The organism is Mesorhizobium sp. M0870 (assembly GCF_040319775.1).
Taxonomy (GTDB): domain Bacteria; phylum Pseudomonadota; class Alphaproteobacteria; order Rhizobiales; family Rhizobiaceae; genus Mesorhizobium.
This window is the reverse complement of the sequence record NZ_JAMYOI010000010.1, coordinates 203,673-221,863: the sequence shown is the minus strand read 5'-3', so window position 1 is coordinate 221,863 and position 18,191 is coordinate 203,673. Positions and strand designations below refer to the sequence as shown.

General features: G+C 64.1%; 20 protein-coding genes. 15 read left to right on the top strand and 5 right to left on the bottom strand.

Going from position 1 to position 18,191, the window contains the following annotated elements; translation table 11 throughout:
- Together hrpB and NKH97_RS15020 are read right to left on the bottom strand one after the other, a co-directional pair.
- Positions 1–1,585 (bottom strand): ATP-dependent helicase HrpB (gene hrpB, locus NKH97_RS15025; RefSeq protein WP_352797624.1); only part of this gene is annotated, 1,585 nt, incomplete at its 3' end.
- A 47-nt stretch (positions 1,586–1,632) separates the two neighbouring features.
- Positions 1,633–2,523 (bottom strand): DMT family transporter, encoded by an 891-nt coding sequence (locus tag NKH97_RS15020; protein WP_352797621.1) that lies wholly within the window; start codon positions 2,521–2,523, stop codon positions 1,633–1,635.
- Positions 2,524–2,551: 28 nt separating this feature from the next.
- Between NKH97_RS15020 and NKH97_RS15015 the strand changes: the two genes are divergently transcribed.
- From NKH97_RS15015 to NKH97_RS14945, 15 genes are all read left to right on the top strand, one after another.
- Positions 2,552–3,241 (top strand): PIG-L deacetylase family protein, encoded by a 690-nt coding sequence (locus tag NKH97_RS15015; RefSeq protein ID WP_023811622.1) that lies wholly within the window; start codon positions 2,552–2,554, stop codon positions 3,239–3,241.
- 277 nt (positions 3,242–3,518) lie between these two features.
- Positions 3,519–4,850, top strand: coding sequence for an ABC transporter substrate-binding protein (locus NKH97_RS15010; protein WP_352774514.1), 1,332 nt, complete (start codon positions 3,519–3,521; stop codon positions 4,848–4,850).
- A 112-nt stretch (positions 4,851–4,962) separates the two neighbouring features.
- The gene (locus NKH97_RS15005; RefSeq protein WP_023811620.1) at positions 4,963–5,910 is read left to right on the top strand and encodes a carbohydrate ABC transporter permease; all 948 of its coding nucleotides are present in this window, start codon (positions 4,963–4,965) and stop codon (positions 5,908–5,910) included.
- The gene (locus NKH97_RS15000; RefSeq protein WP_023811619.1) at positions 5,907–6,857 is read left to right on the top strand and encodes a carbohydrate ABC transporter permease; all 951 of its coding nucleotides are present in this window, start codon (positions 5,907–5,909) and stop codon (positions 6,855–6,857) included. The genes NKH97_RS15005 and NKH97_RS15000 overlap by 4 nt, the downstream gene beginning before the upstream one ends.
- Complete coding sequence (locus NKH97_RS14995) at positions 6,854–7,060, top strand: hypothetical protein (protein WP_352439744.1); 207 nt, start codon at positions 6,854–6,856, stop codon at positions 7,058–7,060. The genes NKH97_RS15000 and NKH97_RS14995 overlap by 4 nt, the downstream gene beginning before the upstream one ends.
- A 2-nt stretch (positions 7,061–7,062) precedes the next feature.
- The gene (locus NKH97_RS14990) at positions 7,063–8,175 is read left to right on the top strand and encodes an ABC transporter ATP-binding protein (RefSeq protein ID WP_023811617.1); all 1,113 of its coding nucleotides are present in this window, start codon (positions 7,063–7,065) and stop codon (positions 8,173–8,175) included.
- The gene (locus tag NKH97_RS14985; protein WP_023811616.1) at positions 8,168–9,181 is read left to right on the top strand and encodes an ABC transporter ATP-binding protein; all 1,014 of its coding nucleotides are present in this window, start codon (positions 8,168–8,170) and stop codon (positions 9,179–9,181) included. The genes NKH97_RS14990 and NKH97_RS14985 overlap by 8 nt, the downstream gene beginning before the upstream one ends.
- Before the next feature lie 55 nt (positions 9,182–9,236).
- Positions 9,237–10,880 carry a dihydroxyacetone kinase subunit DhaK gene (locus NKH97_RS14980; RefSeq protein ID WP_023811615.1) on the top strand — a complete coding sequence of 548 codons (1,644 nt, stop codon included), beginning with the start codon at positions 9,237–9,239 and terminating at the stop codon, positions 10,878–10,880.
- Between the two features lie 48 nt (positions 10,881–10,928).
- Complete coding sequence (gene dhaL, locus NKH97_RS14975; protein WP_023811614.1) at positions 10,929–11,531, top strand: dihydroxyacetone kinase subunit DhaL; 603 nt, start codon at positions 10,929–10,931, stop codon at positions 11,529–11,531.
- Complete coding sequence (dhaM, locus tag NKH97_RS14970; protein ID WP_013528085.1) at positions 11,528–11,917, top strand: dihydroxyacetone kinase phosphoryl donor subunit DhaM; 390 nt, start codon at positions 11,528–11,530, stop codon at positions 11,915–11,917. The genes dhaL and dhaM overlap by 4 nt, the downstream gene beginning before the upstream one ends.
- Before the next feature lie 21 nt (positions 11,918–11,938).
- A complete protein-coding gene (locus NKH97_RS14965) occupies positions 11,939–12,241 on the top strand; it encodes an HPr family phosphocarrier protein (RefSeq protein ID WP_023811613.1) in 303 nt (100 codons plus the stop codon).
- Positions 12,225–13,811: a phosphoenolpyruvate--protein phosphotransferase gene (gene ptsP / locus NKH97_RS14960; RefSeq protein WP_128302875.1), complete on the top strand. Its 1,587-nt coding sequence runs from the start codon at positions 12,225–12,227 to the stop codon at positions 13,809–13,811. The genes NKH97_RS14965 and ptsP overlap by 17 nt, the downstream gene beginning before the upstream one ends.
- 11 nt (positions 13,812–13,822) lie before the next feature.
- Positions 13,823–14,245: a hypothetical protein gene (locus NKH97_RS14955; RefSeq protein WP_128302874.1), complete on the top strand. Its 423-nt coding sequence runs from the start codon at positions 13,823–13,825 to the stop codon at positions 14,243–14,245.
- Positions 14,246–14,334: 89 nt separating this feature from the next.
- Entirely contained in the window at positions 14,335–15,321 is a 987-nt protein-coding gene (gene dhaK, locus NKH97_RS14950) for a dihydroxyacetone kinase subunit DhaK (protein ID WP_128302873.1), read from the top strand.
- A 63-nt stretch (positions 15,322–15,384) separates the two neighbouring features.
- Complete coding sequence (locus NKH97_RS14945) at positions 15,385–16,404, top strand: nucleotidyltransferase family protein (RefSeq protein ID WP_023811609.1); 1,020 nt, start codon at positions 15,385–15,387, stop codon at positions 16,402–16,404.
- 7 nt (positions 16,405–16,411) lie between these two features.
- Here NKH97_RS14945 and NKH97_RS14940 read toward each other — a convergent pair whose 3' ends face one another.
- From NKH97_RS14940 to NKH97_RS14930, 3 genes are read right to left on the bottom strand one after another with little or no spacing between them, the layout of a single operon-like run.
- Complete coding sequence (locus NKH97_RS14940) at positions 16,412–17,389, bottom strand: phosphoenolpyruvate carboxykinase (ATP) (RefSeq protein ID WP_023811608.1); 978 nt, start codon at positions 17,387–17,389, stop codon at positions 16,412–16,414.
- Entirely contained in the window at positions 17,386–17,820 is a 435-nt protein-coding gene (locus NKH97_RS14935; protein WP_023811607.1) for a lasso peptide biosynthesis B2 protein, read from the bottom strand. Before NKH97_RS14935 ends, NKH97_RS14940 begins: the two co-directional genes overlap by 4 nt.
- Positions 17,820–18,104 carry a PqqD family protein gene (locus NKH97_RS14930; RefSeq protein ID WP_013528093.1) on the bottom strand — a complete coding sequence of 95 codons (285 nt, stop codon included), beginning with the start codon at positions 18,102–18,104 and terminating at the stop codon, positions 17,820–17,822. The genes NKH97_RS14935 and NKH97_RS14930 overlap by 1 nt, the downstream gene beginning before the upstream one ends.
- Positions 18,105–18,191 lie beyond the last annotated feature (87 nt).

Sequence of the window (18,191 nt, the reverse complement as noted above, 5' to 3'; positions counted from 1 at the left end):
GGGCCTCCGCCGGCGCGGGCTGCGGGGGGGGGGGTGCAGCGCTCGCCCTACCCCCACCCCGCTCCGCTTCGCGGATCGACCCTCCCCACAAGGGGGAGGGTGAAGAGGTGCCGGCCTGCCGCGCCAGCCGTTCGGCGAGCTGCTTGGCGGCGGTAGCGCGCGGAGATCTTTCCCCGCGAAAGCGCATCAGCCGTCGCTCCAGATCGGCGCCGTCGCCACCAAGACCCCGTTCGGTGAGCAGCACGGCAAGCATCGCCGCCTCGAAGGCATGGCCGCTCCGGGCTGCCTCGGCAACCATGTGCGCCAACCGCACCGGCAGAGCGAGCTTGCGCATCGCTGCACCCGCCTCCGTCAGGCGCCCCGTCTCGTCGATGGCGTCCAGCGCGCGCAACAGCCCCTTTGCCTCATTAAGGGCCGGAACAGGCGGCGGATCGAGAAAAGCGAGCCCTGCCGGATCGGCAACGCCAAAGGCAGCGCAATCGAGCAGCAGTCCGGACAGATCGGCCTCGAGGATTTCCGGCGGCGTGAAAGTGGGAAGTGCAGCCGTCTGCTCGGCCCGCCACAGCCGGATGGCGACGCCTGGCTGCGTGCGTCCGGCACGGCCGGCGCGCTGGTCGGCGGAAGCCTTGCTGACGCGCACGGTCTCCAACCGGGTGAGGCCGCTGGCCGGCTCATAGCGCGGCAGCCGCGAAAGGCCCGAATCGATGACGACGCGCACGCCGTCTATGGTGATCGAGGTTTCGGCGATCGAGGTGGCCAGCACCACCTTGCGGCGGCCGGCCGGCGGCGGCTTGATCGCCGCGTCCTGCGCCTTGCCGTCGAGCATGCCGTAGAGCGGCACGATGTCGGTTTCAGTGCCGACCTTGCCGGCCAGCCGCTCGGCGGTTCGCTCGATCTCGCGTTGGCCGGGCAGGAAGGCAAGCACGCTGCCGATCTCGTCGGCAAGGGCTGTGCGGATCGCCTTGGCCATCGCGTCCTCGATGGCGATGCCGGCGGGACGCTCGTCATAGCGGATGTCGACAGGGAAGGCGCGACCCTCGCTCTCGATCACCGGCGCGCCCGACATGAGTTTGGCGACACGTGCGCCGTCGAGCGTCGCCGACATCACAGCCAAGCGCAGGTCCGGCCGCAGCGCACCCTGCACGTCGAGCGCCAGTGCGAGCCCAAAATCGCCATCGAGCGAACGCTCGTGGAATTCGTCGAAAATGACAGCCGAAACGCCGGGCAATTCGGGATCGTCGAGGATCATGCGCGCCAGCACGCCTTCGGTGACGACTACGATCCTGGTCTTTGCCGAAATGCGGTTTTCCATGCGCATGGCATAGCCGACGGTGGCGCCAGGTTCCTCACCAAGCAATTCAGCCATCCGGCGGGCGGCGGCGCGGGCGGCGAGGCGGCGCGGTTCAAGCAGGATGATCTTGCCGGCGCCGAGCCAAGGCGCGTCAAGCAGCGCCAGCGGCACCAGCGTCGTCTTGCCGGCGCCCGGCGGCGCCACCAGCACGGCGCTGTTGCCATGGCCGAGCGCTTCCCTCAGCGCCGGCAGCACGGCAGATACAGGAAGCTCCGGCAGGGGTTTTGTGGTCATGGCGCCCGCATATCAGCGGTTGTGGCCACGGCGCAACCAGAGACGGTTCAAAGCCGGGTGCGCGAAAACGGGTTCCAGCGCACGGTGCCCAGCCGCGCTTCCTCCCGCACCATGGTCAACAGGCCGGCGCCGCCAACGACCGCCAGACCAACCAGCGACAGCCCGTCCGGATATTCCTGGAAGAACAACGCGCCGAGGACCACCGCCCAGGCGATCTGCGAATAATGCGTCGGCGCAACGCGGTTGGCGGGCGCGTATTTCATGGCCAGCAGTTGAAGGAATTGTCCACCTGCGGTGAAGGCTCCGGCCATTGCCAGCCACAGCAACTGCTTTCCGCTGGGAACAGTGAAGGCGGTGGCGGCGGCACCGATGCCGTTGAACAGCAGGCCGCAACCGACCAGCACGCCGAGCATGGTGGTGCGCTTTTCCTGCTGCGCCAGCGAGCGCATCAGGATGACGCTGATGGCGGCGAGGAAGGCAACGCCGAAGGCGGCAAGATGGCCGAGATTGAGCTCGCGAAAGCCAGGCCGCACCACCAGCATGACACCGGCAAAAGCGGCGACCACCGCCAGCCAGCGCCAGGGGCCGACCTTCTCCTTGAGGATCACCGTGGAGAGGATGGTGACGCAGAGCGGCGCCAGGAAGATCAGCGCATAGGACTCGGCCAGCGGAATGGTGGTGAAGGCGTAGACGCTGAGCACGCCGGAAGCGATACCCGCCCAGGCGCGCGCCTGCACCGCCCATGGCCTTTTGGTGCGCCAGAAATCGCGCCAGCGTTCGCCCGCAGGTCGCGTGAAGAATAGGAAGAAGCCCGCGAACAAGGTTATGAAAAAGCCGATCTCGAAGATCGTGAGCTGACCGCCCAGGCTTTTGACAACGGCATCGCTGCCCGAATAGCTTGCGTAGGCGATCAGGGCGAGCAGGATTCCGTTCGTCACGTTGTTCCAGTTCCGGGGAGAGAGTGATTTGAAAATCCTAGCGCTCGGTGCGCATCCGGACGACATCGAGATCTTCATGTTCGGTACGATGGCCGCCTATGCCGCGCAAGGCGCAGAGCTCACTTTTGCCATGGCCACGGATGGTGCCAGGGGCGGCACGAGTGATCCCGCTGTTCTCGCTCGTGTCCGTCGCGATGAAGCAACGGCCGCGGCTGCGCTGGTAGGCGCAATGCCACGCTTCCTCGACTTCCCGGACGGCGAGTTGGTGGCCGATGCAGCGCTGATCGGAGCTCTGAAAGCACTGATTGGTCAAACCGGCCCGGATCTGGTGATCACGCATGCGCCCAACGACTATCACGCCGACCATCGCGCGCTGTCGGACGGCGTGCGCATCGCGGCGTCTTTCGCCGTCCCGGTGCTGCATGCCGACACGATGGGCGGCACCGGTTTTTCGCCGACGCACTACGTCGACATTTCCGGGTATGCCGACGTCAAAGCTGAGGCGATCCGAATGCATCAGTCGCAGGATCCCGACCGCTTCGTCGACATCGCGCGGACACAGAACGCCTTTCGCGCCGGCCAGTGCAACAGCGCGCAAGGCTCATCGGCCGAAGCGTTCCGTTTCGAACCGTCGTTCCCGTTCGCCGATATCCGCGCGCTGCTGCCGCCGGCGCCGCCAATCCGCAAGGTGATGGTGAGCACCAGAAGGGTGGATTGAAAACCGAGGCTGCCCCACGTCCTGGTCAGAATCGGCCTGAAGAGCTTCGGTAGGCCGACCAGCGACCCGCGCTTTTCCCAAGGTTTTCAGACATCGCCATAAGCATGCTGCGGCGCAGCAACGAATTCGCTTGCCTTGTTTAGTAAAAATTGCATCACTAAACAAATTACTAAACATCCGCAGCGTGACCGCGCCGCCATGTTTGGGCCCCTGAGGAGAGGGGTTGAGGGCTTTTTGAAACCGTCATCCGGGCGCGTTTCGCAAATGGGAGGAAGTCATGAAATCGAGCTTGAAACTGGCGTTGGGACTGACCTCGGCGATCACAGCGTCGACAGCCGTCTCGAATGTCGCGCACGCTGAAGACCTGACGCTGTGCTGGGCCGCTTGGGACCCGGCCAACGCGCTTGTCGAACTGTCCAAGGATTTTACCAAGGAAACCGGCATCGGCATGAAATTCGAGTTCGTGCCGTGGACCAATTATGCAGACCGTTTCCTCAACGAGCTGAATTCGCACGGCAAATTGTGCGACCTGATCATCGGCGACAGCCAGTGGATCGGCGGTTCGGCCGAGAACGGCCACTATGTCAAGCTGAACGACTTCTTCGACAAGGAGAAGATCAGCATGGACGACTTCGTGCCGGCAACCGTCGTCGGCTATTCGGAATGGCCGAAGAACACGCCGAACTACTGGGCGCTGCCAGCCATGGGCGACGTCGTCGGCTGGACCTATCGCAAGGACTGGTTCTCCAAGCCGGAGCTGCAGAAGGAATTCAAGGAGAAGTACGGCTGGGATCTCGGTCCGCCGACCACCTTCGACCAGTTGAAGCAGGTCGCCGAGTTCTTCCAGAAGCGCGAGATTGACGGCAAGACCGTCTACGGCGCCTCGATCTATACCGAGCGCGGCTCGGAAGGCATCACCATGGGCGCCATGGACGTGCTCTACAGCTACGGCTTCCAGTACGAAAACCCGAAGAAGCCCTACGAGATGGAAGGCTTCGTCAACTCCGAGAAGTCGGTGAAGGGCCTGGAATTCTACAAGGCGCTTTATGATTGCTGTACCCCTCCGGGCGCGTCGAACAGCTACATGGGCGAAGGCGTCGATGCCTTCAAATCCGGCCAGGTGGCGATGCACATGAACTTCGCCTTCACATGGCCGGGCCTGCAGAAGGACGAGAATGTCGGCGGCGACAAGATCGGCTACTTCGTCAACCCGAAGGGTCCCGACGGTGAGCAGTTCGCCCAGCTCGGCGGCCAGGGCATCTCGGTAGTGTCCTATTCCGACAAGCAGGAGGCGGCGCTGAAATACATCAAGTGGTTCGCCAACAAGGACGTGCAGGCCAAATGGTGGTCCCTCGGCGGCTATTCCTGCCTCAACGCGGTGGTCAAGGATCCGAAGTTCCCGGCCAGCCAGCCCTACGCGCAGACCTTCCTCGACTCGATGGCCATCGTGAAGGACTTCTGGGCCGAGCCGAGCTACGCACCGCTGCTGCAGGCTTCGCAGAAACGCTTCCATGACTATGTCGTGGCCGGCCAGGGCTCGGCCAAGGATGCGCTCGACGGCCTGGTCAAGGACTGGACGCAGGTCTTCCAGGACGACGGCAAGATGTAACCCCGGCTCCTCCCGAGCTAGGGCCCTAGCGTCCCGTGCCGCCCTTGGCACGGGACGCAGTTCAGATAAATTCCATGACAGAGACGACCAAGTGACCGAAGCAGGACTCACCATGCTCAATCGGACTGCGGAGAACGTTGCCCGGGCGACCCCGGAACCGTTGGCCGGCAAGGTCCGGGGCATCAGCGACAAGGGCCTCGCCTGGCTGTTCATCTCGCCGACAATCCTGTTGCTGCTGGCCATCAACATCTTTCCGCTGTTCTGGGCGATCTATCTGTCGTTCACCAACTACCGGGCCAACCGGCCGAACGAGGTGGTGAAGAATCTCGGCTTCGCCAACTACCAGCGCATCCTCGGCGACAAGGATATCTGGATCGCCATGCAGACGACGGCGCATTTCGTGTTCTGGACCATCCTGTTGCAGACGCTGATCGGCTTCACGCTGGCCTGGCTGATCGACAGGAAGTTTCGCGGCCATGCCTTCTGGACGACGCTGATCCTGGTGCCGATGATGCTGTCGCCGGCGGTGGTCGGCAATTTCTGGCGCTTCCTCTACGAGCCGCAGATCGGCCTGTTCGCCTACGCCATCTCCTTCGTCACGAGGATCCCGCCAACCGATATCCAGATGCTCTCCAACGTGTCGCTGGCGCCGTGGTCGATCATCATCGTCGACACGTGGATGTGGACGCCCTACGTGATGCTGATCTGCCTCGCCGGCTTACGCTCGATCCCCGAATACATCTACGAGGCGGCCGAGGTCGACCGCGCCTCCAACTGGCGGCAGTTCTGGTCGATCACGCTGCCGATGGCGCTGCCCTTCATCATGCTGGCGGTGCTGTTTCGCGGCATCGAGAACTTCAAGATGTTCGACATGGTCAACCTCTTGACCGGCGGTGGGCCGGGCTCGACCACCGAGGTCGCCTCGATCACGCTGAAGCGGCAGGCTTTTGAGAGCTGGCGCACCGGCTACTCCTCGGCCTTCGCCATCATCCTGTTCGTCGCGGTGTTCGGGCTGGCCAACATCTACGTCAAGGCGCTCAACAAGGTGAAGCAGAGATGAGCCTGACCACTGCCCACTCGGTCGTCGCACCGTCCACGAATTCGAAGCGCATCGCCGGCACGATCATCGTGCTCTACGCGCTGATCTCGATCGTGCCGCTGCTGTGGATCTTCGCCACCAGCTTCAAGACGCCGCCGGATTCGATCGCCTATCCGCCCAAGATCCTGTTCCAGCCCAGCCTCGAAGGCTACTGCAATCTGTTCACGACGCGGACGCGGCAGACGCCGGAATACATCAACTCGCTGGGTCCCGCGACGGGCTTCTGCGACGAGACCACGCGCAAGCGCAACATGGTGATCGCCGGCCCGTCCAACTTCCTGCCGCGCTTCGTCAATTCGCTGATCATCGCCTTCGGTTCGACCTTCTGCGCCGTGTTCCTCGGCACGCTGTCTGCCTATGGCTTCTCGCGCTTCAAGGTGCCGCTCGCCGACGACCTTTTGTTCTTCATCCTGTCGACGCGCTTCATGCCGCCGATCGCTGTCGCCATTCCGATCTACCTGATGTACCGCGAGCTTGGCTTGTCGGACACGGCGCTCGGCATGATCCTGCTCTACACGGCAGTCAATGTGTCGCTGGCTGTATGGCTGCTGAAAGGCTTCATCGATGAGATCCCGCGCGAATATGAGGAGGCGGCGATGATCGACGGCTATACGCGGCTGCAGGCCTTCTGGCGCACAGTGCTGCCGCAGGCGACGACCGGCATTGCCGCGACCGCCATCTTCTGCCTGATCTTCGCCTGGAACGAGTATGCGTTCGCGGCACTCCTGACTTCCGGCACCGCGCAGACTGCGCCGCCCTTCATCCCAACCATCATCGGCGAAGGCGGCCAGGACTGGCCGGCGGTAGCGGCCGGCACGACGATCTTCCTGGTGCCGATCCTGGTCTTCACCATCCTGCTTCGCAAACAATTGCTGCGCGGCATCACCTTCGGCGCGGTGCGCAAATGAGCCTGACCAAGCCTGATAAACGCAAATCGCGCTGGCCGGTCTGGGCACGGCGCGGGCTGATGGAAAACATCGCGACGGCGCTGATCGCCATCGGCTTCCTGATGCTATTCCAGCCCTTCGTGCTGTCGCTCTACACCTACTCCTTCATCACCATGCTCGCCGGCACCGTGATGTTCATCATCGTCTCGAAATTCCCGGAATAATCATGGCCGAAATCCGCGTCCAGCACCTGAGAAAGGCCTTCGGCGATTTCGTCGCCGTGCAGGATTCCAACTTCGTTGTCGAGGATGGCGAGTTCTTCGTCATGCTCGGCCCGTCCGGCTGCGGCAAGACGACGACCTTGCGCATGATCGCGGGACTCGAATTGCCGACCGGCGGCCAGATCCTGCTCGGCGGCGACGACGTCACCATGCTGCGGGCCCGCGAGCGCGACATCGCCTTCGTCTTTCAGCTCTTCGCGCTCTATCCGCACATGAATGTGCGCAAGAACATCGGCTTCCCGCTCCTGGCGCAAGGCATGCCTTCGGCCGAAATCCGCACCCGTGTCGAGGAGACGGCGAAGCTGCTGCGCATCGACCATCTGCTCAACAAATCCGTCTCCGGCCTGGCCGGCGGCGACCGCCAGCGCGTCGCGCTCGGCCGCGCCATCGTGCGGCGGCCAAAATGCTTCCTGATGGATGAGCCGCTCGGCACGCTCGACACCGAATTCCGCGATCTGATGGTCCGCGAGCTGCGCGAGCTGCACAACCGCATCCACGCCACGACGGTCTATGTCACGCACGACCAGATGGAAGCGATGTCGATGGCCGACAAGATCGCGGTGATGAACCATGGTGTCATCGAACAATTCGGAAGCCCACGCGAAATCTACGACCGCCCGGCGACCATGTTCGTCGCCGACTTCATCGGCTCGCCGCCGATGAACTTTCTGGGATTTGGCGGCGGACTCGCCAAGGGCGCCAGGGAGATCATCGTGCAAGGTGCAAAGGTGGCGGTGCCGGAGGTGCGCGAGGACATCGCACCGAGCGACATGGCGCTCGGCATCCGCCCGGAGCACATACGCTTCGACGACGCCTCCAAGCTGCGTGGCGCCATCTATGGCACCGAATATCTCGGCACCACGCAGATCGTCGCGGTGGAGACGGCGGACGGCATCATCAAGGCGCGCGTGCCGGCTGAAATCCGGCTCTCGACCGGCGATCATGTCGGCCTGACGCTGAGCAGCGCGCGGCTGTCGCTGTTCGAGAAGGGGTCCGGCCGCGCGGTGAGAACCGCGATCCACGATGTCGCCTCGGAGCGGAGGGCCCAGCATGGCTGAGGTGCACATCAAGAACGTGACCAAGAGTTTCGGCGACCATGTCGCCGTCGACGGCCTCGACCTGCACATAGCAGATGGTGAATTCGTCGTGCTGCTCGGGCCGACCGGGGCCGGCAAGACAACGACGCTGCGGCTCATCGCCGGGTTGGAACGGCCGGATACCGGCACGATCGAGATCGGCGGACACAATGCCACGACACTGTCGCCGGCGGAGCGCGACACGGCTTTTGTGTTCCAACAATATTCGCTCTATCCGCATCTGTCGGTGTTCGACAATCTCGCCTTCCCGCTGCGCTCACCGGCCCGAAAGATGCCGGAAGAGCAGATCCGCCGCCGGGTCGAGGAGGTGGCCAGGATGGTGCGCATCCATCACAAGCTCGCCAATCGCTCGACCAAGCTTTCGGGCGGCGAAATGCAGCGCGTTGCCATCGGCCGGGCGCTGGTGCGCAAGCCCTCGATCTACCTGATGGACGAGCCGCTGTCGTCGCTCGATGCCAAGCTGCGCGGCGATCTCAGGCTCGAGCTGAAGCGCATCCAGACCGAACTCGGCGCCACCATGCTTTATGTCACGCATGATCAGATCGAGGCGATGACCATGGCCGACCGTATCGGCATCCTTGCCGATGGCGTGCTGGTGCAGATCGGTTCGCCGCGCACCATCTATTCCGAGCCGGCAAACCTGCATGTCGCGGCAAGGCTCGGCCAGCCGGCGATCAATCTTCTGCCAACCGGACTGCTGCCTGACGGCGGCGCACCGGCCGGGACCAAGACGATCGGCGCGCGCACCGAACATCTTTCGATCGCGAAGGCCGCGAATGGTCACGCCGACGGCGTTGTCGACTGGGTGGAGCATCTCGGTGATCAGAACCATTTGCATGTGACGGTAGGGACCAAGAAACTGGTGACGCTGACCGATCCCGACACGGATCTGGCGCAGGGCGACAGAGTGGTGATCCGCTACCGGGCGCCGCTGTATTTCGACGCCGATGGACAGCGATTGATGTGAGCGGTTTTCGGTGATTCAGCACCGGTTTTGACTTTGCCAGTACGGGACGAATTCGATGAAGCACTTTTTCAATCGCAGGGAAACGATCGTCACCGAGGCGCTCGACGGCCTGTTACGGACCATTGGCTCCGGCGATCTCGCGCGCCTCGACGGCTATCCCGAGATCAAGGTCATCCTGCGCACCGACTGGGACAGGACGAAAGTCAGCGTCGTCTCCGGCGGCGGGGCCGGGCACGAACCGTCCCATGCCGGCTTCGTCGGCAAGGGCATGCTGACGGCGGCGGTTTCGGGCGAGATCTTTGCCTCGCCAAGCGTCGAGGCGGTGCTGGCAGCGATTCGCGCGGTCACCGGTTCGGCCGGCTGCCTGCTGATCGTCAAGAACTACACCGGCGACCGTCTCAATTTCGGCCTCGCGGCAGAGAAGGCGCGCGCCGAGGGTTTTGCCGTCGAGATGGTGATCGTCGCCGACGACATCGCGCTGCCCGACATTGCCCAGCCGCGCGGCGTTGCCGGCACCTTGTTCGTCCACAAGATATCAGGCCACCTGTCGGAGACCGGGCACGATCTTGCCGATATAGCGGCTGTCGCGCGAGCGGCAGCGAAGGACGTTGTTTCGCTCGGCATGTCGCTGTCGTCCTGCTCGATTCCCGGCCAGCCGCACGAAGACAGGTTCGGCGAGAACGATGGCGAGCTCGGCCTCGGCATCCATGGCGAGCCGGGCGTCGAGCGGATTGCGGTGCAGAGCGCCGACAGGCTGGTGGCGATCATGGCGGCGCGCCTAGCGGCACGGCTTGATCCCAAGGCCGGCCACGCCTTGCTGATCAATAATCTCGGTTCGGTGCCGCCGCTCGAAATGTCCGTTATCGCCAACGCAGTGCTTGCCTCGCCGCTGGCCAAAACCATCAAGCTGGCGATCGGCCCGGGCCCGCTGATGACGGCGCTCAACATGAACGGCTTCTCGCTGTCGCTGATCCGGCTCGACCCCGCGCGCGAGACGGCCTTGCAGGCGCCGGTCGGTCCGCACGCCTGGATGCCGGCAAAGCCGGTTGTGCCGCCTGCCGTGGTGCCGATGGCGAAAGCGGCCGGACAGAGCGCGGCACGCAAGCCCAGCCAGGATGCACGGACCCGCTCTCTTCTCGTCACCATCTGCGAACGACTGATCGCGCTGGAAACCACGTTGAACGGGCTCGACGCCAAGGCGGGCGACGGCGACACGGGCTCGACGGTGGCGACCGGCGCGCGCAGCATCCTCGAGCGGCTTGATGCGCTGCCGCTTGCCGAGCCGGCGGCGACCCTTGGCGCGATGGGCGACATTCTGAGCGCCTCGATGGGCGGCTCCAGCGGCGTGCTGCTGTCGATCTTCTTCACGGCGGCGGCGCAGGCTCTGGATAGCGGCGCGAGCTTGGCCAAGGCGCTGCTTGCCGGCCTTGAGCGGATGACCTTTTATGGCGGCGCAAGGATGGGGGATCGTACAATGGTCGATGCCCTGGAGCCTGCCCTCAGAGCGCTCGATGCCAAGAGCCTGGACGAAGCGGCTATCGCGGCTCGCCATGGTGCCGAGGCCACCGCTGCCATGGACAGGGCAAAATCCGGGCGGTCCGCCTATGTCGGCAGCAAGCTGCAAGGCGTGGCCGACCCCGGCGCCTATGCAGTGGCCGAGGTTTTCGCGGCGGCGGCCGCGCTCCACGAAGCGGCCTGATTCATGCTCCAGTTGTCGAATGAGCGTTCTTTCGATACTGCGGGTGACATGGCGGCATTGAACCTTGCCCGGCTGATCGCGGCCGCTGCGGATACCATTGCCGCTCACGCCGAGGAGTTGACGGCGCTCGACCAGGCGATCGGCGACGGCGACCACGGGCTGAACATGAAGCGCGGCTTCGAGGCCGTGCGCGCCGAAGCCGAAGCATTTTCGGCCAAACCGCTGCCCGATGCCCTGAAGGCGATCGGCACCAAGCTGGTGATGACGGTCGGCGGCGCCTCCGGCCCGCTATTCGGCACCCTGTTCCTGGCGCTCGGCAAGGAGATTTCAGCGGCGCCTAATCGCGCCAATCTGACGGCAGCGTTCGGCAAGGCAATCGAAGCGGTGGCCGCGCGGGGCAAATCGCAGATCGGACAAAAAACCCTGCTCGACGTGCTGCAGCCGGTGCATGACGCGCTGCTGCAGGGAAAGACAGCTCTTGAAATCGCCGATATCGCCGACGCGGCGGCCGAGGCGACCGTGCCTATGAAAGCCTTGCGTGGCCGCGCCTCGTTCCTTGGCGACCGCTCGATCGGCCACATGGATGCCGGTGCACGTTCGACCGCGCTTCTGGTGCGCACGATCGTCGAAACGTTGGAAGGTCAGCCATGAGCAATGTCGGCATCGTCATCGTTTCGCATTCGCCGCTGGTTGCCGAGGGCACGGCCGACATGGTGCGCCAGATGGTGGGCGACGAAGTGCCGCTTGCATGGTGCGGCGGAAACGGCCATGGCGGGCTCGGCACCAATGTCGAGGCGATCATGGGCGCCATCGACAAGGCCTGGTCGGAAGCCGGTGTCGCCATTCTGGTCGATCTCGGCGGTGCCGAGACCAACTCGGAAATGGCGGTGGAGATGATCGGCGAGCCACGCTCGCACAAGATCATCGTCTGCAACGCGCCGATCGTCGAAGGCGCGGTGATGGCGGCGACCGAGGCCTCAGGCGGCGCCTCGCTCAGGGAAGTGGTGGCGACGGCGCACGAATTGTCGCCGTCGTGAGTGAACGGGAAGCTTGAAGACATGTCCGCATCCGCCGAAGCGACCGTTGTCGTCACCCACGAGGTGGGCCTGCACGCGCGTCCTTCGGTGAAGTTCACCAAGCTGGCCAAGACTTTCGCCGCCGAGGTGGAAATAGCGCTGGCCGCCAACGGGCCATGGTTCGACGCCAAGAGCATCGTCAAGGTGATGGCGGCCAAGGCGCCGAAAGGCACGCTGCTGCATATCAGGGCCAGCGGCGACGGCGCCGATGATGCCGTCGATGCGCTGGTCGAGCTGGTGCGCCGCGATTTCGACGAAGGCACGGACCATGTCCGAACCGCTTAGGCTGCAAGGCATTTCGGCCTCGGCCGGCTATGCCGAAGGGCCGCTGTTCGATCTCGACCAGACTGTCGGCTCCTATGTCGGCAAAGAAACGGCCGACGACGAGAAGGCGGCGCTCGAAACCGCAATCGCCATCGCGGCGGGCCGCCTCACCGCATTGATAGACGCGGCTGAAGGCGACGCCGCCGACATCCTCGAGTTCCAGATCGCCATGCTGGAAGATGATGCGCTGAGCAGCCCGGCCTTTGCCGCTATCCACGCCGGCCAGCCGGCCGATCAGGCATGGCGGCAGGCGCTCGACGCCGAAATCGCCGGCTACGATGCTTCCGACCAGGATTACTTTCGCGCACGTGCCGCCGACATACGCGACATCAGGGATCAGGTGCTGCGGGCACTGACCGAGGCTGGTGACGTCCAGGTTCCAGCCGGCGCCATTCTCTGCGGCGAGGACATCGCGCCGACGCGCTTTCTCGAATCCGACTGGAGCAGCGGCGGCGGCATCGCGCTGAAGGCGGGCAGCACAGCCAGCCACGTCGCCATGCTGGCGCGCTCGCGCGGCGTGCCCATGATAGTCGGGCTTGGTGCTTTGCCGGCTCACTTTGCCGGCATTGCACTGCTCGATGCCGAACATGGCGGCATCGTGCTGTTGCCGTCCAAGGCTGAAATCGACGCCTTCCGCCAATTGTCTTCGTCGTTCACGGTGCGCCGCGACCAAGCCGGGACTTTCCTGGCGCGGCCGGCGGCGACCAGGACCGGCACGCCGGTACGCGTGCAGGTCAACATCGCCGACCCGTCCGAAGTCGACGGCATCGACATCGCCACCTGCGACGGTGTCGGCCTGATGCGCACCGAATTCCTGTTCGGCAAGTCGCTGCCGGATGAGGAGACGCAGTATCGCGCCTACCGCAAGGTGCTGGAGTGGGCCGGCGACAAGCCGGTGACGATCCGCACCGTCGATGCCGGCGGCGACAAGCCGGTGCCAGGCTTCACGGTCGACGAGAGCAATCCGTTCCTCGGCCAACGCGGAATCAGGCTGTCGCTGGCAAGACCGGAGGTGTTTCGTGTACAGATCCGTGCGCTGCTGCGCGCCGCCGTGCATGGCAGTCTGAAAGTGATGTTCCCGATGATCGCCATTGTTGAGGAATACAGGCAGGCAGCGGCGATGTTCGCCGAGGAGCAGGCGGTGCTTGCCACGCGCGGCATCGCGCACAAGATGCCGCCGCTTGGCATCATGGTCGAGGTGCCTTCGGTGGCGATCGTGCCGGAAGCCTTTACTGATGCCGCCTTCTTCTCGATCGGCTCCAATGACCTCACCCAGTATGTCATGGCGGCTGCCCGCGATAACGCTGCCGTGGCGCATCTCAATTCGGTCCGTCATCCAGCCGTGCTGCGGCTGATCGCTGCCGTGACCGCGTTTGGCGAACGAGAAAAAATACCGGTCAGCCTGTGCGGCGATGCCGGCGGCGATCCCGCCTCGATACCGTCACTGCTCGAGGCCGGCCTGCGCGATCTTTCCGTCGCTCCGGCGCAACTCGCCATGGCCAAGGCAGCCATCGCGGACGTTTCTGTCTAGGCGCGGCTGGCATGGTCGACATCAAACCCGAACCTGGCTCCGAGGAGGCGATCCGCGCCTACAAGACGATCCTGTCGCACGTCATCGACCAGCGCCCATCCGGCATGCGCCAGCGCCTTGCCGATGCGCTCGGCAAGCACCGCAGCTTCGTCACGCAGATTTCCAGCCCGGCCTATTCGATCCCGATTCCGTCAAAACATTTGCCGGCTATATTTTCGGTGTGCCATTTCAGCCCGGCCGAGCGTGACCAGTTTCTCGCCGCCTACCATCAGGCGCATCCGGGAAAAATGTCGATCGCATCAGGCATGCGCAAGACGCGGCATGTCTCGCTGATCGTGCCGGATTTCGGCGACGACAAGCAGAACGCCGCGCTCGACAAAGCGGTAAACGACTTCATCCAGAAGATCACCAGCATCACTGGCAAGGGTAGCTGATCGAACGCTTTGTTTTACGCAATTCCGGAAAAAACGCGACACACTTTTCCTGGAATTGTTTGGAAGGCCTATTTCCGGAGGAGACGATCGTGAAGAAGTTCATGAACTCGGTGGACACGGTGCTGACCGAGAGCCTCGACGGATTCGTGGCCGCCCATGCCGACATCCTGGTGCTTGGCGACGCGCACAAATTCATCCGGCGCAAGACCTTGCGGCCGGGCAAGGTGGCGCTGATCTCGGGCGGCGGCTCCGGCCACGAGCCGCTGCATGGCGGCTTTGTCGGTCACGGCATGCTGGACGCCGCCTGCCCCGGCCAGGTGTTCACCTCGCCGACACCGGACCAGATGCTGGCGGCGGCGCAAGCCGTCGACACCGGCGCCGGCTGCCTGTTCATCGTCAAGAACTATGAGGGCGACGTGATGAACTTCGACATGGCGGCCGAGATGTCGGAAGGCGTCCAGCAGATCGTGACCAATGACGATGTCGCCGTCGAGAATTCTTCTTATACGACGGGCCGGCGTGGCGTCGCCGGCACGCTGGTGGTGGAAAAGATCGTCGGCGCGGCGGCCGAACATGGCCTGGCGCTGGCGCCGTTGAAGGCGCTGGGCGACCGCGTCAACACGGCAACCCGCTCGATGGGCGTGGCGCTGACCAGTTGCACGGTGCCGGCGGCGGGCAAGCCGACTTTCGGCATCGGCGACGGCGAGATGGAATTCGGCGTCGGCATCCATGGCGAGCCCGGTCGCCGGCGCGACACGTTGAAAAGCGCCGATGCGATCGCGCAGGAGATTTGTGCCGCGATCCTGGGCGATCTCGGCGACAAGGCGAAAGGCCCGGCGCTGCTGTTCGTCAACGGCTTCGGCGGCACGCCGCTGATGGAACTCTATCTGATGTACAACAGCGCACGGCTGATCTTCGAGAAGCGTGGCGTGACGGTGGCCCGTTCGCTGGTCGGCTGCTACGTCACTTCGCTCGACATGGCCGGCTGCTCGATCACGCTGACCATGCTCGACGACGAGACGACCGGATTTTGGGATGCGCCGGTACACACGGCAGCGCTGCGCTGGGGTATGTAAAGCTGGCTTCCACCCTGCTTTTCTGCAACATCTTTCCCTTCAATCGCAACATTGTCCGGGTTGATGCTGCCACCGCTTACCCCTGCCGAAGAAAAGCTGCTGCTGCGCTACGCAGATCCGGAAGCGCCGACTGTCGACGTCGATAATTTGTCGGCAAAGACGCTGATGTCGCTGCTCGACAACGCCGAATTCCATGGCGTCCTGCCGATCATGCTGCGCAAGCTCAGCGGCGACGCGCAACTGCCATCGGATCAGGAGTTGGGAGACAAACTGGAGGACCTGCGCCAGAAAGCGACGATCGCCACCGGCCAGTCGATGCTGTTGAAGTATCATGGCGACCGCATCATGAAGGGACTGGCGGCGGACAATATTCCGGCGCGGATCGTCAAGGGGCCGGCCTTCGCGCGAAAGCTCTACCGCAACGTCGCCGACAGGCCGTTCACCGATATCGACATCCTCGTCGAACCCGCCAATCTGGCCAGGGCAAACCGGGTGATCGCGGCATGCGGCTTCGAGCTTGGCAGCAACGAGGCCGAATCCTACGAATTGCAGGAATTCAAATGGCTCGAAAAGGAGAATTCCAGCCTGCTGGTCGAACTGCATGGCGACCTCGTGCATGACACCGGCATGCGGCGGCGCCTGTCGCTGGGTTTCCCAGAATTGCGCGCCATTGACGGCGACGCGACCGACACGCCGGCGGCTCTTCTGACGATCGCCATCGTTCACGCCGCCGGCGGCCACAAATTCCACCGGCTGCAGCTTTGCGTCGACGTGCTGCAAGGGGTGCGGGCGCTGCAGTCGCCGGAAGCGGAAACATGCCTGTTCGATGCTGCCCGCATGACCGGCATCGAACTCGAACTGGCTGTTGTGCTCGATGTGACGGGCCAATTGTTCAAGGAGAGCCGAGCGCTTGAACTCGCCGCCCGGATCAAGCCCGATCTCTCGATACGGCTGGCCAAGCGGTTGATCACCACGAATACGCTGCTCGGCGTCAATTCCAGGGACAGACTGGGCTCGCGCCTGCGCCGCGACGCCTTCCGGTGGATCCAGAGATTGGCCAAGGCCAGGCCGCAAGTAGCCTGACTTGACGTCAATCCAGGGTGGCGCTGATCAGCGCCGCAGCGTCAGCCGGGCGCGCGCCCACCTCCAGCCGGAAGGTCGGCACCGCATTGACCAGCCCGCCGATGGTCGCCAGCCGGCGCTTCTGCATGGGCAGCAGCCCGGTCATGCCCGTGCGGACATTGTCCACTGCCAGCGCCACCATTGCGTCGGTCCCGGCCATGGCGACGAGCCGGGTCTGGCTGTCGGCGGAACGCGCCAGGTGCAGGAGGGCCGCCACCGGCCGGGCGGTCGCGTTTTCGACCCGAACGATCCCACTCAGCCTTTCAAGCGGGACGGGCTGTTCGCTGTTGCGATCCCACGTCTGGCCAAGGCATCGCGCCACCTGCGGGATCATTTCGGCAGTCTTCTGGTGGATTTTTACGGCGCGCGGCAAGCCCCAGGCGACGACCTTGCCAGAAGCGACATTCAGGATCATGGCGTCGTCGGAGCAGAGGCCAAAGCCCTGTGTTGCCAGCGCGAGCGACGTCGTGGTCTTGCCGGTGCCGCTCGGAGCATGGATCAGCACCACCGCATCGCTGTCCGGCAACGTCAAGCCGGCAGTGTGCAGCATATGCTGGCCACCGGCGTCGAGCGCGGCGTCGAGCACCAGCATTGCCGGTGTCCACGCGGCTTTCGCGCCAGGGCGGATCCGGAGTTCGGCCCAGCCCGCCACGCCATTGATGGCAACGGTCTGACGCTCGGGAAAGACCAGATGGATGATACCACCATCCTCGATCATCCGGCAGTGACCATCCTCCGGCACCTCGCCATCGAAGACGAGGGATCCGTTGGGTGCCTCGTCCAAGGTGACTGTCTCGGCGATCTCGAGACGAAAGTCCGGCTCGACGGGTTCCGCGATACGCAGGCTGCCCAGCATCCGGTCGAAATCCTGCCACAGCTCGGGGCGCTCGGCCGATATGCCAAGGATCAGGCCGTTGAGGCCATAGCAGGCTGAAGGTCTGGTCAAGCGGGGCGCGCCTTTACGGCATCGGCATGATGACGATAGATTTCGACCATGCCGGGAAGCTTGTCGCTGACCACCGGCCTGCCATCGAGGCAGACCCAGCAATGCGCTGCCAGGCGCTGCGCTTGCATCGACTGCGGATCGACGCCGAAGCGCAGGTCCGGATCGAAACCGGCTAGGCGCAGGAAACGATGACCTAGCAGACCCTCCCTCAGGCACCTGCGGTCACGCATCAGCCAGGGATGGCGGACGGCGCGGTTGACACTCGCGACGATGTAGGCGGACGGCAGACCGCGATAGGGCGTCGACGAGGCGAGCGGCGCCCATTTGAGCACCTCCTCGAAGCTCCGGTTGGTGACAAGGACCGGCATCAGCCGCGCGCTTGCCCAGAGATGGCAGCGAAACAGAGCGCGCAGGAGCGGGCCGTCAGCCATCAAGCACCTGGCGCGGCGAGGATACCTTCAGAGATCAGATCCGTGGCCAGTGCCGCCATGTCCTGATCGAGCGTCCCCTTGTCAACCTCGAACTCCTCGCAAAGCAGGTCGACGATCTGGTCGAGGTTGCGCGCGCCGTCCACCTTGTCGAGAAAGGCTTCGGTCGTGCCGTTGCATGTATAAAGCTGGCCGCTGCGCGCCAAAAGCACGACTGCGCCATCGCCCACATGCTGCACGGAGGCATCCTCGGCTAGCCGCAGAACGGTTCCAGAGACTATTTCCACCACGCCCCTCCAAGCCACGCTCATCCCGGAAATCAGATAGCGCGGAGGTGGAGCGCTGTCTATCAGCCGATCATGGGAGCCTAGTGC

Coding starts and splice junctions, on each gene's coding strand:
- NKH97_RS15010 (WP_352774514.1), top strand. CDS start 3,519: ATGAAATCGAGCTTGAAACTGGCGTTGGGACTGACCTCGGCGATCACA.
- NKH97_RS15005 (WP_023811620.1), top strand. CDS start 4,963: ATGCTCAATCGGACTGCGGAGAACGTTGCCCGGGCGACCCCGGAACCG.
- NKH97_RS15000 (WP_023811619.1), top strand. CDS start 5,907: ATGAGCCTGACCACTGCCCACTCGGTCGTCGCACCGTCCACGAATTCG.
- NKH97_RS14995 (WP_352439744.1), top strand. CDS start 6,854: ATGAGCCTGACCAAGCCTGATAAACGCAAATCGCGCTGGCCGGTCTGG.
- NKH97_RS14990 (WP_023811617.1), top strand. CDS start 7,063: ATGGCCGAAATCCGCGTCCAGCACCTGAGAAAGGCCTTCGGCGATTTC.
- NKH97_RS14985 (WP_023811616.1), top strand. CDS start 8,168: ATGGCTGAGGTGCACATCAAGAACGTGACCAAGAGTTTCGGCGACCAT.
- NKH97_RS14980 (WP_023811615.1), top strand. CDS start 9,237: ATGAAGCACTTTTTCAATCGCAGGGAAACGATCGTCACCGAGGCGCTC.
- dhaL (WP_023811614.1), top strand. CDS start 10,929: ATGGCGGCATTGAACCTTGCCCGGCTGATCGCGGCCGCTGCGGATACC.
- dhaM (WP_013528085.1), top strand. CDS start 11,528: ATGAGCAATGTCGGCATCGTCATCGTTTCGCATTCGCCGCTGGTTGCC.
- NKH97_RS14965 (WP_023811613.1), top strand. CDS start 11,939: ATGTCCGCATCCGCCGAAGCGACCGTTGTCGTCACCCACGAGGTGGGC.
- ptsP (WP_128302875.1), top strand. CDS start 12,225: ATGTCCGAACCGCTTAGGCTGCAAGGCATTTCGGCCTCGGCCGGCTAT.
- NKH97_RS14955 (WP_128302874.1), top strand. CDS start 13,823: ATGGTCGACATCAAACCCGAACCTGGCTCCGAGGAGGCGATCCGCGCC.
- NKH97_RS14945 (WP_023811609.1), top strand. CDS start 15,385: ATGCTGCCACCGCTTACCCCTGCCGAAGAAAAGCTGCTGCTGCGCTAC.
- NKH97_RS14935 (WP_023811607.1), bottom strand. CDS start 17,820: ATGGCTGACGGCCCGCTCCTGCGCGCTCTGTTTCGCTGCCATCTCTGG.